Origin of the sequence: Streptomyces hygroscopicus subsp. hygroscopicus, from assembly GCF_001553455.1 — a bacterium.
Classification (GTDB): domain Bacteria; phylum Actinomycetota; class Actinomycetes; order Streptomycetales; family Streptomycetaceae; genus Streptomyces; species Streptomyces hygroscopicus.
Genome location: NZ_BBOX01000438.1, coordinates 1 through 15,139, shown reverse-complemented (window position 1 = coordinate 15,139; position 15,139 = coordinate 1). Strand labels below are relative to the sequence as shown.

The window sequence follows — 15,139 nt, the reverse complement described above, 5'->3', positions numbered from 1 at the left end:
CGCGACGCCGTCNCCACCGACCGGGGCGGGCCCGGGCCCTCACCCCACGTGCGGTGAGGCGTCATCGACCGGCCCGGCCCCGTTGGGCGCCGGGGCGACGGGACCGGAGGGGAGCCGGGCCCGCGCCCCGCGCGAAGCACTCCCGACGGCCGTAAGGGCCGCCTTTCGGACAGTCTTGAGGACGGCTGTGAGGAAAGCCTTGAGGAGGGCCTTGAGGACCGCCCTGGGGCGGCCTCACGGGCAGCCTTGAGGACGGCCTTACGGACGGCCTTGAGGACCGCCGTGAGGACGGCCGTGCGGCCGTCGCCCCCGGCCGTACTCCTCACCGGCTCACTGGCCCGTCGGGCGCTCCTTGAGCCGCTCGGCGATCACCGCGGCCTGAATCCGCCGCCCCACGCCCAGCTTGGACAGGATCGAGGAGATGCGGTTCTTGACGGTCTTCTCGGCCAGGAACAGCCGCTCGGCGATCTGCCGGTTGGTGAGCCCGTCGCCGATGAGCTGGAGGATCTCCCGCTCCCGGGGGGAGAGCTTCTCCAGCTCCACCGGCCCGCTGGGCGCGGGGCCGCGCAGCCGGGCCATCACCCGGGCGGTCGCGCCGGGGTCGAGCATGGAGCGGCCGCCGGCCACGGTGCGCACCGCCGACACCAGATCGGACCCGTTGATCTGCTTGAGCACATAGCCCGCCGCGCCGGCCATGATCGCGTCGAACAGCGCCTCGTCGTCGTCGAAGGACGTCAGCATCAGACAGGCGAGATCAGGGAGCCGGGTCCGCAACTCCCGGCAGACCTCGATCCCTTCGTGGTCCCCGCCGTCGCCCGAGGAGCCGAGCCGTACGTCGAGCACCGCGACGCGCGGCCGTACGGCGGGGGCGCGGGCGATGGCCTCGCGGGCGTTCGCCGCCTCGCCGACCACCGTCAGATCGGACTCGGCGTCGAGCAGATCCCGCAGTCCGCGCCGCACCACCTCGTGGTCGTCGAGCAGGAAGACCCCGATGGGGCCTTCGGGGTCGGCTGTCTGGGGCACGGCCTCTCCTCCATGGGGCACGGGTCGCCGGTCGCGATCCGGCTGCCCAGCTTTACGTTCTGCCGCGGGGAAGCGTAAGGGGCCGTTCGGCCCCCGGGCGGCTCCGCGCGCCCGCCGCTCCCGTCATGGCGAGATCCCGCCCGCGTACGGCCCGTAGAGATCGAGCAGCCGGGTGCGGGCGCTCTGCAGCCTGCGCCCGATCACCTGGGCGCAGGCCAGCGCGAGGGCGTAGCCCAGCCCCGGGTCCTCGTCGCACAGCCGGCGCACCGCCTCCGCGTCGAACTCGTGCGCGCGCACCGGGCTGAGCGCCTCCGCGCCCAGATGCCAGGTGTCCGGCGGGAAGAGCCAGGACCAGCCGATGAGCTCTCCGGGACCGAGGGTCTCGATCACCGCGGCCCGACGTCCCGGCACGTGCAGATCGAGGGTGACCGCGCCGGTCCGGATGATCCAGAAGCGGTCGGCCTTGCGGCCCTCCTCGAAGATGCGGGTGCCCGAGGGGAAGGACACATCGTGGGCGAGCGCCATCACCCGCTCGCGGTGTTCGGTCTTCAGCGCGCTCAGAAGTCCCATCATGACCTCACTCTGCCGTCTCCTCTCCCCCCTCGCCCCTCGGCGGTCACTGTGCGTATGAGGGGCGGACGATCCGAAGCGATACACCGACGAACGGCTATCGATTCACCCTTACCCATTTCCGGTCAGGTTTCCGATATGACACGTCATTTATGGTCGCGATGACCGATGAGGCCCGGCTCCCCGTACCCTCGGCTGCTTCACCGACCCTGTGATGTCGCTCGTCCTCGTCAGCAACGGGAGGCACTGGTGCTAGCCGACCCTCGTCGTCGGTCCGCCGATCGAGCCGGAGAACACCTGCTTCAGCGCCGTTTCACCGCCGACGAGCTGCCTCGGCTGCGGGTGCAGGTCGAGGAGTGCGCGGCCTGGGCCGGGCTCAGCGAGACCCGCCGCGGCGACTTCGTGCTGGCCGTCGACGAGATCGCCAACAACGCCATCGAGCACGCGGGCGGCACCGGCTCCCTGCTGCTGCGGCGGATCGGCGACGAGCTGGAGTGCCGGATCAGCGACTCCGGCCCCGGTTTCTCCGAGGACGTCATCCCGCGGATCCTGCCGGGGCTGGACGGTGCGACCAGCGGCCGCGGACTGTGGCTGACCCGGCTGGTCACCGACCGGCTGGCGATCAGCGCGGGGGCGGTGGGCGCCGTGGTGACGCTGGCCATGCGGCTGCGCTGAGTGAGCCGCCGGATTCCCTCGGCGACCGGTTCGGCGGGACAATGGCAAGGGACCCATCCAGGTGCCGGCAGGAGAGGCGGTGGGCACGGTGGAGCTTCCCGTGGTCGTCGGGGTCGACGGTTCGGAGGCCGCCTCGGGCGCACTGGACTGGGCGGCCGAGCTGGCCGGGCGCCGCGGGCTGCCGCTGCGCATCGTCCACGCCTCCCTGTGGGAGCGGTACGAGGGCTACGTCCCCGCGACGGCCGCCGACCGCCCCGCCGAGCGGCTGCGCGGCGAGGCGGTGCTGGCCACCGCGGCCGAGCGGGCCGGGCGGCGGGTGCCGGCCCTGAAGGTGATGACCGATCTGGCGGCCGACGACGCGGTCACCGCGCTGCTGCGCGCCGGGCAGAGCGCCGAGGCGCTGGTGGTCGGCTCGCGCGGCCGCGGCGAGTTCGCCTCGCTGCTGCTCGGCTCGGTCGGGCTGGGCATCGCGGCGCGCGCCCAGTGCCCGGTGGTCGTGGTGCGCGGCCGCCCGGAGAACGTGCGCGGCGGGACGCACCGGGTGGTGGTGGGGATCGCCGAGCGTGAGCGCTCCGGCGAGCAGGAGCCCGCGCCGCCCTCCGCCGCGGCCGCGTTCGCCCTCCGCGAGGCGCGGCTGCGCGGCGGCGAGTTGGAGGCGGTGCACGCATGGCGCTGTGCGGGCCCCGAGGACCACCGGACCCGCGAGGACCACGCCCGGCGCGCCGCCGAACTGCTGGACGAGACGCTGGGCGGCGCCGCGGCCGCCGGGCTGCCGCCGGTGCCGGTGACGCACCGTCCGGTCGAGGGCCCGGCGCGCAAGGCGCTGCTGGACGCCTCCGCGCACGCCGATCTGCTGGTGGTGGGGGCGCGGCGGCGGCAGGGTCACTTCGGCATGCAGCTGGGGCTTGTCAACCACGCCGTTCTGCATCACGCCAAGTGTCCGGTCGCCGTGGTGCCGGTTTCCTAGGCACCGCTCGTACGACGGCCCGGCCGACCTGGCCGAGTTCCTTCGATCGCCGCCACCGCCCGCCCCCGCCCCGGTTACCCTGCTGGTGAGAGGCTCGTGGGGGGATGGAGGCCAGGTGTCGGGCAGTGCGGACCAAAGACGCCATCCGGCCCTCCCCCAACTCCGGCTCGATCAGCTTCTCGACGAGCTCCAGGCGCGGCTGGACGCCGCCCGGTCCACCCAGAACCGGACGCACAGCCTGCTGGAGGCCGTGCTCAGCGTGGGCCGCGAGCTCGACCTGGAGCAGGTGCTGCGCCGGATCGTGGAGTCCGCGGTGGTGCTGGCCGACGCGGAGTACGGCGCGCTGGGCGTGGTCGACCGGCATCGGCTCTCCCAGTTCCTGCCGGTGGGCATGTCCGGGGAACAGGCGCGCCGCATCGGCCCGTTACCCAGCGGTCATGGACTGCTCGGCGAGCTGATCCGCCACCCCCAGCCGCTGCGGCTCACCGATCTGTCGGAGCATCCGGCCAGCTACGGCTTCCCCGAGCACCATCCGCCGATGCGCTCGTTCCTGGGCGTGCCGATCCGGGTCCGTGACGAGGTCTTCGGGAACCTCTATCTGACCGAGAAGCGCGGCGGCGCCCAGTTCGACCCCGATGACGAGGCGGTGCTCACCACCCTGTCGGTCGCCGCCGGGGTGGCCATCGACAACGCCCGGCTGTACCACGAGAGCCGGCGCCGTGAGCAGTGGCTGGAAGCGCTCGGCGTCATCACCCGTACGCTGCTGGCGGGCACTCCGGCGGGCGAGGCGCTGAGCCTGATCGCCCGGCTCGCCCTCCAGGTGGCCCTCGCCGACTCGGCGGCGATCCTGCTGCCCGCCGCGGGCACCGACTCCCTGATGGTCGAGGTGGCCGAGGGACATGACGCGGAGGGGGTCGGCGGGCTCGTGGTGCCGTCCGACGGCTCGCTGGCCGGGCTCGCCGCCCGCACCGGGCGCCCCGCGGTCGCCTCGGACGTGCGGGTGGACTCGCGGGCCCGGTCCTGGCCGCTGCCGCCTCCGGAGAGCGGGTTCGGCCCGGTGGTGGCCGTACCGCTGGTGGCCGGCGAGCGGGCCTCGGGCGCGCTGCGGCTGTGCCGGCTCGCCGGGCGGCCGCCCTTCGACGACCACGAGGTGGAGCTGCTCTCGGGGTTCGCGGCCCAGGCGGCCCTCGCCCTGGAACTGGCCCGGCACCGCGCCGAGTCCGAGCACATGGCGCTGCTCCAGGACCGGGACCGGATCGCCCGGGACCTTCACGATCTGGCCATTCAGCGGCTCTTCGCCACCGGGCTCACCCTGCAGAGCGCGGGCCGGCTGATCGAACGCCCGGAGGCGGCCGAACGGGTGGGACGGGCCGTCGACGACCTGGACGAGACCATCAAGATCATACGGTCCACGATCTTCGCCCTGCGCACGGTCGGCGACGGCGAGGAGGAGCCCGCCACGTTGCGCCGCCGGCTGGTCAAGGCCGTCCGGTCGGCCTCCGACCCGCTGGGCTTCGCACCGTCGCTGCTGGTGGACGGCCCGGTCGACACCGATGTGCCGGAGGAGACCGGCGATCATGTGCTGGCGGTGCTGGCCGAGGCGCTCAGCAACACCGTGCGGCACGCCCACGCCCAGCGGGTGGAGGTGCGGCTGACCGTCGGCTCCGACATCACCCTGGTGGTGACGGACAACGGGGCGGGCATCGGAGGCGCCGCCCCCAGCGGCGAACTGGTCAACATGCGGTCCCGGGCCGAACTCCTGGGCGGCACATTGGACATCGAGGCGCCCGAGGCGGGCGGCACACGGCTGGTATGGCGTGTCCCCCTGACCGCCGACGGCTCGCCGCGACGGCGAAGGGCCTGACCCCGTGATATTGCTCTCTCCTCACCGAATCCGCGCATATCCGGCCCGTCATGCGGTACCCACGAACGGGAAAGGGGGTGTGTGATCCATGCGCATGATCTGGGGCCTGTGGCGCTGGCGGCGCAATCCGTTGCGCCGCAGGACCGACCTCGTGGAGGCGTGGGCGGCGCTGGTCGCGGTGTCGCTCATCCTGCTCGTCGCCCCCGCCGTCGGCTGGATGTCGGGGTCCTTGGCGCACGGTGCGCTGATGAAGGCCGCGCGTGAGCAGCGCGCCGAGCGCCATCCGCTTTCGGCCACCGTGCTGAAGGTGCTGCCGCATCCGCCCATCGACTCCGACCCGGAGACCGCCTCCGCGAGGGACGCCCAGCGCCGGGTCCTCGCCCGCTGGACGGGACCGGACGGCAGCAGACACGAAGGCCCCCTCGCGGCCCGCCCCGACGCCGACCCCGGTGAGCGGTTCCGGATCTGGACCGACGACCACGGCCGCCCCGTGGGCCGCCCGCTGGACGCCGCGACGGCCACCACCCACGCCGTGCTGGCCGGAATCGGCGCGGCCGCGGGCACGGTGATCGTGGTGGACGGCGCCCGGCGGCTGGTCGTATGGCGGCTCATGCGCCGGCGTTACGTCCAGTGGGACATCGCCTGGGCGCGAGCCGGTCAGGACTGGGGCCGGGCGGACGCCGACAGCTAGTGCCGCGTCAGCCGGGGTTCGCCCCATAGTGCCACGTCAGCCGGGGTTCGCCCCGCTCGCCGCCCTGGCACGCGCACTGGCCGCGCTGGCACGTGCGTTGGCCGCGTTGGCCGCGTTGGCACGCGCGTTGGCCGAAAACCCGAGCAGGCCCACGACGAGGGCGTCCGGCCGCCTCGCGCTCGCACGCGCCAGGACACCTCGCCACCGGGCGAACCTTGACGGCGCGGCACTGGCCGGTGCGAGAGGGCATCGTTCGGACGTTAGTTGTCATATAAACGCCAACTGCGCCCGTGGTCCACAGGCAGGTCAACTCATGGTGCCGCGCGCACGCTACGGTGGGGCATTCCATATGCGCAGCGGCAGTCAGCAGCGGCGGTCAGGTGCGCACACCGGCAACACACGAGGTGGGGGCACAGCAGCACCATGGCACAGGGCTCGGTCGTCCAGGTGACGCACAGCGGAACGTCGCGGTGGCGGCGCCGCACCGGAGAGTACGCCTCCCTCACGGCGGCCCTGGAGGCCGCCGGGGACGGCGACGTGCTCTCCATCTCGCCCGGCACCTACCGCGAGAATCTGGTGGTGGGCCGGGCCGTCACCCTGCGGGGCCCCGAGGGCTCCGCCCGCGGTTCGGTGCGGATCGCCCCGGTGGACGGAGTCGCGCTGACCATACGCGCCTCCGCCGTGGTCCAGGACCTGCACGTCGAGGGCCAGGACTCGGCCGCCCCCGCGCTGCTGGTCGAGGACGGCACCCCGGAGCTGACGGACGTGCGGGTCGCCACCCGCTCGGCGGTCGGCATCGAGGTGCGCGGCGGCGCCCGTCCGACCGTGCGGCGCTGCACCGTGGACAACCCCGCCGGGGTCGGGCTCAGCGTGCTCGACGGCGCGGGCGGGGTGTTCGAGGAGTGCGAGGTGGTGGCCGCCGGGCAGTCCGGGGTGGCGGTGCGCGGCGGCGCCCGTCCGCGCCTGGAGCGCTGCCGGGTCCACCACTCCTCCGGGGCCGGGCTCTCGCTGACCGGCGAGGGCACCTCGCTGGAGGCCGTCGGCTGCGAGGTGTACGAGGTCAGGGGCGCCGGGGTGCAGGTCTCCGCGCGGGCGACCGGGCATCTGACCGACTGCCGGGTGCACCGCACGACGTCCGACGGGGTGAACCTGGACACGGACGCGGTGCTCACCCTCGCCGACTGCGAGATCCATGACATCCCGGAGAACGCGATCGACCTGAGGTCGCGTTCGGTGCTGACGCTGACCCGCTCCACGGTGCGCCGGTTCGGGCGCAACGGCCTGTCGGTGTGGGACCCGGGCACCCGGGTGGACGCCAACCAGTGCGAGCTGCACGAGAGCACCGGCGACTATCCGGCGGTCTGGGTGAGCGACGGGGCGACCGCCGTGCTCGACTCGTGCCGGGTGCGCGAGGTGCCGGACGCGCTGTTCGTCCTGGACCGCGGATCGCGGGTCGATGTGGTCGACAGCGATCTGTCGCAGGTGCGCTCCACCGCGGTCTCGGTGAGCGACGGGGCCACCGTCCAGCTGGACGACTGCCGGATCCGGGAGGCGGCCACCGGGGCGTGGTTCCGTGACCACGGCAGCGGCGGCACGCTCGCCAACTGCACCATCGACGGCGCCGCCACCGGAGTGATCGTCACCAAGGGCGCCGATCCGACGGTCGAGCGCACCACGGTCTCCGGGCCGACGGAGGCCGGGTTCTACGTGTCCGCCGAGGGCCGCGGCACGTTCACCGGCTGCCGGGTGACCGGCAGCGGGGGCTACGGCTTCCATGTCATCGACGGCTGCCGCACCACCTTGACCCGGTGCCGTACGGAGCGGTGCGCACGCGGCGGGTACGAGTTCTCCGAGGCGGGCCCGGTCGTCGAGGACTGCACCAGCGACGAGAGCGCCACCACGGCGCTGGGCTCCCCGGCCGCGCCCGCCCCGCCCCCGGTCACCGCGCCCGCCGTGCAGACCGCCGGCTCGACGGGCGGACTGCTCGGCGGCGTCCCGGCGCAGCGGTCCACCCAGACCTCTGCGCCCGCCGCCGAGCCCCCGGTCTCGGTCCGCCCCTCCTCGGCGGTGCTGGGCGAACTCGACGCGCTGGTCGGGCTGGAGAGCGTCAAGCGCGAGGTGCGCGCCCTCACCGACATGATCGAGGTGGGCCGGCGGCGTCAGGAGGCCGGGCTCAAGGCCGCTTCCGTCCGCCGCCATCTGGTCTTCACCGGCTCCCCCGGCACCGGTAAGACCACGGTCGCCCGGCTCTACGGGGAGATCCTGGCCTCCCTCGGGGTGCTGGAGCGCGGCCATCTGGTGGAGGTCTCCCGGGTGGACCTGGTCGGTGAGCACATCGGCTCCACAGCCATCCGCACCCAGGAGGCGTTCGACCGGGCCCGCGGCGGGGTGCTGTTCATCGACGAGGCGTACGCCCTCTCCCCGGAGGACTCCGGCCGGGACTTCGGCCGGGAGGCCATAGACACCCTGGTGAAGCTGATGGAAGATCACCGGGACGCGGTCGTGGTCATCGTCGCGGGGTACACCGCCGAGATGGAGCGCTTCCTGTCCGTCAACCCCGGTGTGGCCTCCCGGTTCTCACGCACCATCACCTTCGGCGACTACGCCCCGGAGGAGCTGCTGCGGATCGTGGAGCAGCAGGCCGAGGAGCAGGAGTACCGGCTCGGCGAGGGGACGGCGGAGGCGCTGCTGAAGTACTTCACGGCGCTTCCCAAGGGCCCGGCGTTCGGGAACGGCCGCACCGCCCGGCAGACCTTCGAGGCGATGGTGGAGCGGCATGCGGGCCGGGTCGCCCAGCTGAGCGACCCGACCACGGACGACCTCACGCTGCTCTATCCGGAGGATCTGCCGGAGCTCATCTGACCGCTCTCCTCCGCCGGTGGCGGCGTCTGCTCCGGGAGCCGGGCCAGCAGCCCGGCCCGCTCCCGGTCGAAGCGGGGGTCGGCCTGGTAGTCCCCGTGCCCCAGGATCGGCGCGGGAAGCGGATGCTCGGGCGTACGGCCGTAGGCCAGCGGGTCCTTGAACGGGTCGCAGTCGACCTCGGGCCCGCTGCCGTCGGGCAGCCGGATGGGGCCGCCGATCGGGTCGGTGCAGCGCCACAGATTGCGCCAGCAGCGCACCTCGCGGTGGAGCGAGAGCAGCTGCGCGGGGCCGAAGTAGGCGGGGAACCAGCGCCCGTAGAGCCGCTCCAGCGGTGAGCCGTAGGTGAGCAGCGCGACCTGGCCGCGGGTGCGGGGATCCACCTGCCAGACCGCGGCGGCGGCCAGCACACTGCCCTGGGAGTGGCCGGAGATGACCAGCCGGCCGCCGTACCGGCGGGTCCAGGTCTCCATCCGCCAGGTCAGGTCGGGCACCGCCCGCTCGGCGTAGCAGGGGGGCGCGAACGGATGGGCGGCCCGCGGCCAGAAGGTGCCCACGTCCCACAGGATGCCGATGGTGCGGCGGGCGGCGGGGCTGCGGTAGGCCCGGCGGGCCCAGGTGATCAGCATCAGGAAGGCCAGCCCCATCAGCCAGGAGCCCAGCGCCTGCGCGGTCTGGGCGGCGGCGTCCACCACTCCGGGCGCGCTGTCGGCGGCCCGCCCCGGCACCTCGTTGGTGGCCCAGGCCCCGGTGACCGCGAGGGCGCCGAACAGCAGGGTGAACAGCGCGACGGGGCCGACGATCCACGGGGCGGAGTCGGTGAGGCCGGCGCGGGCCACCGTGCTCGCGATCCGCCGGGTGCGCACGGCGTCGGGCCGCTCCTCCGGATAGCCGTCCATGATGGTCGGCAGCAGCCGGTTCCGCACCCGCCACACCCGTACGGCGAAGATCAGCAGCAGCCCCAGCAGCACGAGCAGCAGCGCGGGAATGGCCGTGGCCAGCCAGGACAGCAGCACCGGCGGAGCGATGCCCGGCCCCTCGCCGGGGGTGGCGCCGCCGTCCAGCCAGTCGGCGAAGCGCTGGGCGATGCCGCCGGCGAGCACCGAGCCGAGCCCGCAGGCGAGCATGGCGACGGCGGGTCCGGCCAGCCCGTACAGCGGGGTGCGGCCCAGGGGCGCGGACCGGTGGAGGGCCAGGGCGCACACCGCCATGGCCACGATCAGCACGCCCTCCCCGATGGCGATGGCGCAGAACGCCTGGTTGCCCGGGAGCTTCCCGGCCGAGGCCCAGCCGGGGCGGGACCAGCCGGCGTACAGGACGGAGAGCACCAGCACCCCGAGGGCCGCGCCGGGCAGCGCGGTGATGGTGAGGCGGTCCAGCTCCCCGTCGACCCGGGCCTCGCTGCGGCCCCGGTGGCACACCACGGCCACCACGGCGAGCGCGCCCAGGGCGAGCAGCGTCAGCAGCGCCCAGCCCGCGGCGTCCTGCGGACCGCTGCCGCCCGGTCGGCGGTCGTAGGTGGTGGTGGGCAGGGTCAGGCCCGCGGCGATGGTGAGGAATCCGGCGGCGGTGTGCGCGGCGCGCAGCCGGGCGACGATCCTGCGGCCGTACCAGAAACCGGGCAGGCACAGCGCGGGGCGGTTGCCCGACTCGGGGGCGGACTCGTCGACGGGGCGCTCCAGCGGCGGCGAGGACTCGTACGCGCTCCAGGTGCGGTTGGACAGGTACCACAGCAGCCCGGTGAGCGCGCCGGGCAGCACCGCGCCGAGCGCGAGCCTGCGGCCGGGCTGGCTCCACCAGCCGTGGTTCTCCGGGGACAGGAAGCCGAGCCAGGACTTGCCCGTGGCGCAGCCGGCCGAGCCGGCGCACTGCCAGGCGATCAGGTCCAGGGCCACCTCACAGGCCCCGGCGATCAGCAGCACGGTCAGGCTGAGCGCCACGAGCCGCACGAACAGGCCATAGGTGCGCACGGTCCGCTCGCGCCGGTCGGCCGGGGGCCGCATCCAGTGGGCGAGGTTGGCGACCATGAAGGGCAGCAGGAGCAGCCACAGTGCGCGGGAGCTGTTGCCCGAGGTGAGGTTGCACCATACGTACGCCTCGCGGATCGGACCCTCGCGGCCCGGCTCCTGGCGCTCCTTGGGCGGGCGCCGCTCGGCGTCGACGTCCTCGGTCCTGCGGTAGACGGCCGCGGTCTCGTCGCCGGTGACCAGGCTGGTGCACGGGTCGTCCAGCATCTCCTGGGGAGTGGTGCCGCCCACTCCGTGGACGAGGAGCTCGAGATCGGGCGGCGGCGCTCCGCCCTTACGGGCCGTGGTGGCCCGTTCCGTCGCGTCGGCCGGTGTGTGCGCGCGCATGGTCGATGCCACCGTGTCCCCCGATCCCGGTGCGTTGTGGCCGTTCCGCTCCAGGATTGTTCCCACCGGCCCGCTCTCCCGACCCTGACGCGGCGGGCGTGGCGAAATCGTGACCCTGGGTGCTGCGGCCATCGGCGGTCCTCGCCCCGTGCGAAGATGAACGCGCTGGCGACGAGGGCCGACCGGAGGGAGACGAGGCAGGGTGAGCGACAACCAGAACCTCCTCGCGGAGCAGCGGCGCGCCCTGATCCTCGATGAGGTCAGGCGGCGCGGCGGGGTGCGGGTCAACGAGCTGACGCGCAAGCTCAACGTCTCGGACATGACGGTCCGTCGCGATCTGGACGCGCTGGCCCGGCTGGGCGTGGTGGAGAAGGTGCACGGCGGGGCGGTGCCGGTCGCCGAGGCGAGCACGTACGAGCCGGGGTTCGAAGCCAAGTCGGGCCTGGAGCTGAGCGCCAAGGAGGACATCGCGAAGGCGGCGGCCGCGATGGCCACGCCGGGCACCGCGATCGGTCTGGCCGGAGGCACCACGGCGTTCGCCCTGGCCCAGCAGCTGCTGGAGGTGCCGGATCTGACGGTGGTGACGAACTCGGTCCGGGTGGCCGATGTGTTCTACAACGCCCAGCGGTCGGCGGCGCTCGGCGGAGTGGGCCCGCGCCCCGGTGCGGCCACCGTCGTGCTCACCGGTGGGGTGCGGACGCCGTCGGACACGCTGGTGGGGCCGGTCGCGGACGCGGCGGTGCGCTCGCTCCACTTCGACGTGCTGTTCCTGGGGGTGCACGGCATATCGGTGGAGGCGGGTCTGTCGACGCCGAATCTCGCGGAGGCGGAGACCAACCGCCACTTCGTCCGGGCCGCGCGGCGGGTGGTGGTGGTCGCGGACCACACCAAGTGGGGCACCGTGGGGCTGAGTTCCTTCGCCTCGCTGGACCAGGTGGACGCACTGGTCACGGACCCGGGGCTGCCGGAGGAGGCGCGGGCGGAGATCTCCGAGTACCTGCCGGAGCTGGTGGTGGCGGGCGAACCGTCCCGCACCGCAGACATCTGACTTCCGGTCAGTTATGGTCTGCCCATGACACACCGGCTGCGTTCCGTCGGACTGGAGTACGCCGAGACCGCCCCGGTGCGGCTCGTCTTCGTCGCCGAGACCTCGGCCGCTCCGCAGGCGGTGTTCGGGGCGCTCGCCGACGTCGAGGGCTGGCCGCGGTGGTACCGGCAGGTGACCGGGGCCCGCTCCACGGACGGCGGCAAGGGCAGGGAGATCCGCCTCAAGGGCGGCACCCGGTTCCGTGAGACGGTCATGGCGGCGGATCCCCACGAGCGCTATGCCTACCGCGTGGACGAGACCAACGCACCGGGGCTGCGGGCGCTGCTGGAGGAGTGGACGCTGCGGCCCTCGGGCGGCGGGACGGTCGTGCGCTATGTGTTCGCGCTGGACGGTACGGCGCCGCTGCGCGGTGCCGTACGGGCGCTGCGGCCGGGTCTGCGGCGCGCGTTCCACCAGGCGGTGCGGAACCTGGACCGGCGGCTGGCGGCGGCCTGACACCGGCGGGGACGGCCGCCTTACGGGGGCGGGCGTCTCGCACCAGCCCTGCCCTTACGGGCGGCTGTCTCATGGGCGGGCGTCTCATGGGCGCCCTACGGACAGCGCCCGTCTTACGGACAGCGTCTTACGGGTGCGCGCATGGACGGGCGGGTGCCGTGCGGGCGCGCGCCGCACGGACGGGCGTCTTACGGATCGCGCACGGACGGGCGCCGCACGGGTGGGCGTCTTACGGATCGCGCACGGGCGGGCGCCTCGCGGGCGCGCGCCGTGCAGAAGATGGACCGACGGGCCTAGCAGCCCCAGCGGCCGGTGTCGAGGAAGGTGTCGATCGTCTTCACATGGGGCTCGATGTCCAGCCCCTCCTCCTCGAGCCACGCGTCCGAGTAGTACTTGTCCAGATACCGCTCCCCCGGATCGCACAGCAGCGTCACCACGCTCCCGGTCCGTCCCGCGGCGACCATCTCGGCGACGATCCGCAGCGCGCTCCACAGCCCCGTCCCCGTGGAGCCGCCCGCCTTACGGCCGGTGACCCGCTCCAGGGCGCGGACGGCCGCGACGCTCGCCGCGTCCGGGACCTTCATCATCCGGTCGATGGCGCCCGGTACGAAGCTGGGCTCCATCCGGGGGCGGCCGATGCCCTCGATGCGTGAGCCGCGGTCGCTGGAGGCGTCGGCGTCATGGCGGACCCAGCCGTCGAAGAAGCAGGAATTCTCCGGGTCGGCGACGCACACCCGGGTGTCGTACTGCATGTAGTGGACGTAGCGGGCGATGGTCGCCGAGGTGCCGCCGGTGCCCGCCGTGGCGACGACCCACGCCGGTTCGGGATAGCGCTCCAGACGGAGCTGCTGATAGATCGACTCGGCGATGTTGTTGTTGCCGCGCCAGTCCGTGGCCCGTTCGGCGTAGGTGAACTGGTCCATATAGTGACCCCCGGACTCCGCCGCGAGGGTGACGGCCTCCTCGTACATCGTCCGCGGATCGTCCACGAAATGGCACTGGCCACCATGGAATTCGATCAGGCGGCACTTCTCCCGGCTGGTCGTGCGGGGCATCACCGCGATGAAGGGCACCCCGATCAGCTTGGCGAAGTACGCCTCGGACACGGCGGTCGAGCCGCTGGACGCCTCGATCACGGGCTTGCCCGGCCGGATCCAGCCATTGCAGAGGCCGTAGAGGAACAGCGAGCGTGCCAGGCGGTGCTTGAGGCTACCGGTGGGGTGGGTGGACTCGTCCTTGAGGTAGAGGTCGATCCCCCAGCGCTCGGGCAGCGGAAAGCTCAGCAGATGGGTGTCCGCGGACCGCTGGGCGTCCGCCTGCACCTTGCGGACGGCCTCCTTCAGCCACCCGCGGTACCCGCGGTCGCTGCGGTCCACGTCGATCGTGTCGTTGCTTCCGCACGCCGTGCCGTCCAACGCCCGCTCCTCCTGCTTGTGCCCTTGCCCAGCCCAGCTGGCATAATCATGCCGTTTCGCTCCTCATTGTCCCCCAGTGCGCCCTGGTGTCCCGGGCCGGTCACGGGCACACTGCGCAGCAGGGAAAATGAGAGCAGCGGCAGATGCCAGTGGGAGCCATCGGGGAGGCGGTTGTGATGGCCGATTCGGAGTTCAACGCCAGGGGAGTGCGGATCGAGCGGTTCCTGCGCTCGGTGACCCGTGCGGGACAGGTCTTGATCAAGGACGGCAGGCTGGAGTTGCTGACCAGTTACGGCCGCGAGATCGACAGCGCGCCGGTGCAGTCGGTCCGCGCCAGCAAGCCCTGGTTCGTGGACGGGGACCAGGCCATGGCCACGGTGAACGGCACCCGTTACCGCCTCACCCTCGGCTCGCAGGACGCCAAGTCCACATCGGCCACGTCCGGCTCCGGCGCCGCCAGCCGCTTCCTCGACGCCGTCCGGTCCGCCCGGGGACACGCCCGCAAGGAGTGAGGCGGCCGAGTTGCGCGGGCGCGCGGTGGGACCGACCCTGGACGCGTATCAGTATCACTGAGGGTCAACAAGCGGTGACGCTGAGAACCGTCCCACCGGTCGCGCCCAGCAGCCACCCCTGCTGAACGTGTTCGTCGCCCGCATCTGCATCAGGCTAGCCCCAACTTCTTCAGGGAGTCGCAGCCGTGATCAGTCGTCCCAGCAGACATTGCACGGTGGAGCTGCAGGCCCTGCCGTCGCGGATCGGACAGGTCCGCAGAATCGTGTCGGCGCAGTTGCGCTACTGGCATCTGGATCCGCTCATCGACCCCGCGGCGCTCGGCGTCACCGAACTGCTCACCAATGTGCACCGGCACGCCGAGCCGGACAAGCAGTGCACGGTGGAGATCGCCCTCTTGCCGGACCGGCTGACCGTCTCGGTCCGCGACCAGGACCCCCGGCTGCCCCGCCTCCGCGCCTGTGATCCCGTCTCCACGCACGGCAGGGGGCTCGCGCTGGTCGCGGCCGTCAGCCAGAGCTGGGGGATGCACGCGCGGGACGACGGCAGTGGGAAGGTCGTCTGGTTCACGCTGGCCGTGCCGCGATCCGCCACCGCCGCCACGTCGCCCATCGGGGCGCACGGAACGGGCCGGACCGCGCCGCCCAGCGGCACGGACGCCTCCCGTC

13 protein-coding genes are annotated in these 15,139 nt (G+C 73.3%); 9 read left to right on the top strand and 4 right to left on the bottom strand.

Going from position 1 to position 15,139, the window contains the following annotated elements; genetic code table 11:
* Positions 1 to 330: 330 nt before the first annotated feature.
* Both AXW62_RS35100 and AXW62_RS35095 read right to left on the bottom strand, forming a co-directional pair.
* Positions 331 to 1,023: a response regulator gene (locus AXW62_RS35100; RefSeq protein ID WP_030829589.1), complete on the bottom strand. Its 693-nt coding sequence runs from the start codon at positions 1,021 to 1,023 to the stop codon at positions 331 to 333.
* A 123-nt stretch (positions 1,024 to 1,146) separates the two neighbouring features.
* Positions 1,147 to 1,596 (bottom strand): Crp/Fnr family transcriptional regulator, encoded by a 450-nt coding sequence (locus AXW62_RS35095; protein WP_030829592.1) that lies wholly within the window; start codon positions 1,594 to 1,596, stop codon positions 1,147 to 1,149.
* 246 nt (positions 1,597 to 1,842) lie between these two features.
* On the opposite strand from AXW62_RS35095, the gene AXW62_RS35090 reads away from it, so the two are divergent.
* The 5 genes from AXW62_RS35090 (at position 1,843) to AXW62_RS35070 (ending at position 8,652) form a co-directional block, all read left to right on the top strand.
* Positions 1,843 to 2,268: an ATP-binding protein gene (locus AXW62_RS35090; RefSeq protein ID WP_236255686.1), complete on the top strand. Its 426-nt coding sequence runs from the start codon at positions 1,843 to 1,845 to the stop codon at positions 2,266 to 2,268.
* 79 nt (positions 2,269 to 2,347) lie between these two features.
* Positions 2,348 to 3,235, top strand: a complete 888-nt coding sequence (locus tag AXW62_RS35085) for a universal stress protein (protein ID WP_079115938.1) — start codon at positions 2,348 to 2,350, stop codon at positions 3,233 to 3,235.
* A 115-nt stretch (positions 3,236 to 3,350) separates the two neighbouring features.
* A complete protein-coding gene (locus tag AXW62_RS35080) occupies positions 3,351 to 5,099 on the top strand; it encodes a sensor histidine kinase (protein ID WP_060947998.1) in 1,749 nt (582 codons plus the stop codon).
* Positions 5,100 to 5,187: 88 nt separating this feature from the next.
* Positions 5,188 to 5,790, top strand: a complete 603-nt coding sequence (locus AXW62_RS35075; protein WP_060947997.1) for an Rv1733c family protein — start codon at positions 5,188 to 5,190, stop codon at positions 5,788 to 5,790.
* Positions 5,791 to 6,213: 423 nt separating this feature from the next.
* Complete coding sequence (locus tag AXW62_RS35070) at positions 6,214 to 8,652, top strand: right-handed parallel beta-helix repeat-containing protein (RefSeq protein ID WP_060947996.1); 2,439 nt, start codon at positions 6,214 to 6,216, stop codon at positions 8,650 to 8,652.
* Here the strand turns inward: AXW62_RS35070 and AXW62_RS35065 are convergent.
* Positions 8,622 to 11,003, bottom strand: coding sequence for a hypothetical protein (locus AXW62_RS35065; RefSeq protein WP_370682957.1), 2,382 nt, complete (start codon positions 11,001 to 11,003; stop codon positions 8,622 to 8,624). The two genes, AXW62_RS35070 and AXW62_RS35065, sit on opposite strands and share 31 nt — an antisense overlap.
* A 202-nt stretch (positions 11,004 to 11,205) precedes the next feature.
* Between AXW62_RS35065 and AXW62_RS35060 the strand changes: the two genes are divergently transcribed.
* Both AXW62_RS35060 and AXW62_RS35055 read left to right on the top strand, forming a co-directional pair.
* On the top strand, positions 11,206 to 12,051 hold the full coding sequence (locus tag AXW62_RS35060; protein ID WP_030829623.1) for a DeoR/GlpR family DNA-binding transcription regulator: 846 nt from the start codon (positions 11,206 to 11,208) through the stop codon (positions 12,049 to 12,051).
* A 24-nt stretch (positions 12,052 to 12,075) separates the two neighbouring features.
* Positions 12,076 to 12,546 carry an SRPBCC family protein gene (locus tag AXW62_RS35055; RefSeq protein ID WP_060947994.1) on the top strand — a complete coding sequence of 157 codons (471 nt, stop codon included), beginning with the start codon at positions 12,076 to 12,078 and terminating at the stop codon, positions 12,544 to 12,546.
* A gap of 293 nt (positions 12,547 to 12,839) precedes the next feature.
* Here AXW62_RS35055 and AXW62_RS35050 read toward each other — a convergent pair whose 3' ends face one another.
* The gene (locus AXW62_RS35050; RefSeq protein WP_060947993.1) at positions 12,840 to 13,961 is read right to left on the bottom strand and encodes a PLP-dependent cysteine synthase family protein; all 1,122 of its coding nucleotides are present in this window, start codon (positions 13,959 to 13,961) and stop codon (positions 12,840 to 12,842) included.
* Positions 13,962 to 14,137: 176 nt separating this feature from the next.
* On the opposite strand from AXW62_RS35050, the gene AXW62_RS35045 reads away from it, so the two are divergent.
* Both AXW62_RS35045 and AXW62_RS35040 read left to right on the top strand, forming a co-directional pair.
* Positions 14,138 to 14,473, top strand: coding sequence for a hypothetical protein (locus AXW62_RS35045; protein WP_030829632.1), 336 nt, complete (start codon positions 14,138 to 14,140; stop codon positions 14,471 to 14,473).
* Positions 14,474 to 14,658: 185 nt separating this feature from the next.
* Positions 14,659 to 15,139, top strand: a 481-nt coding sequence (locus AXW62_RS35040; protein ID WP_107406386.1) for an ATP-binding protein, incomplete at its 3' end; no start/stop codon positions are given.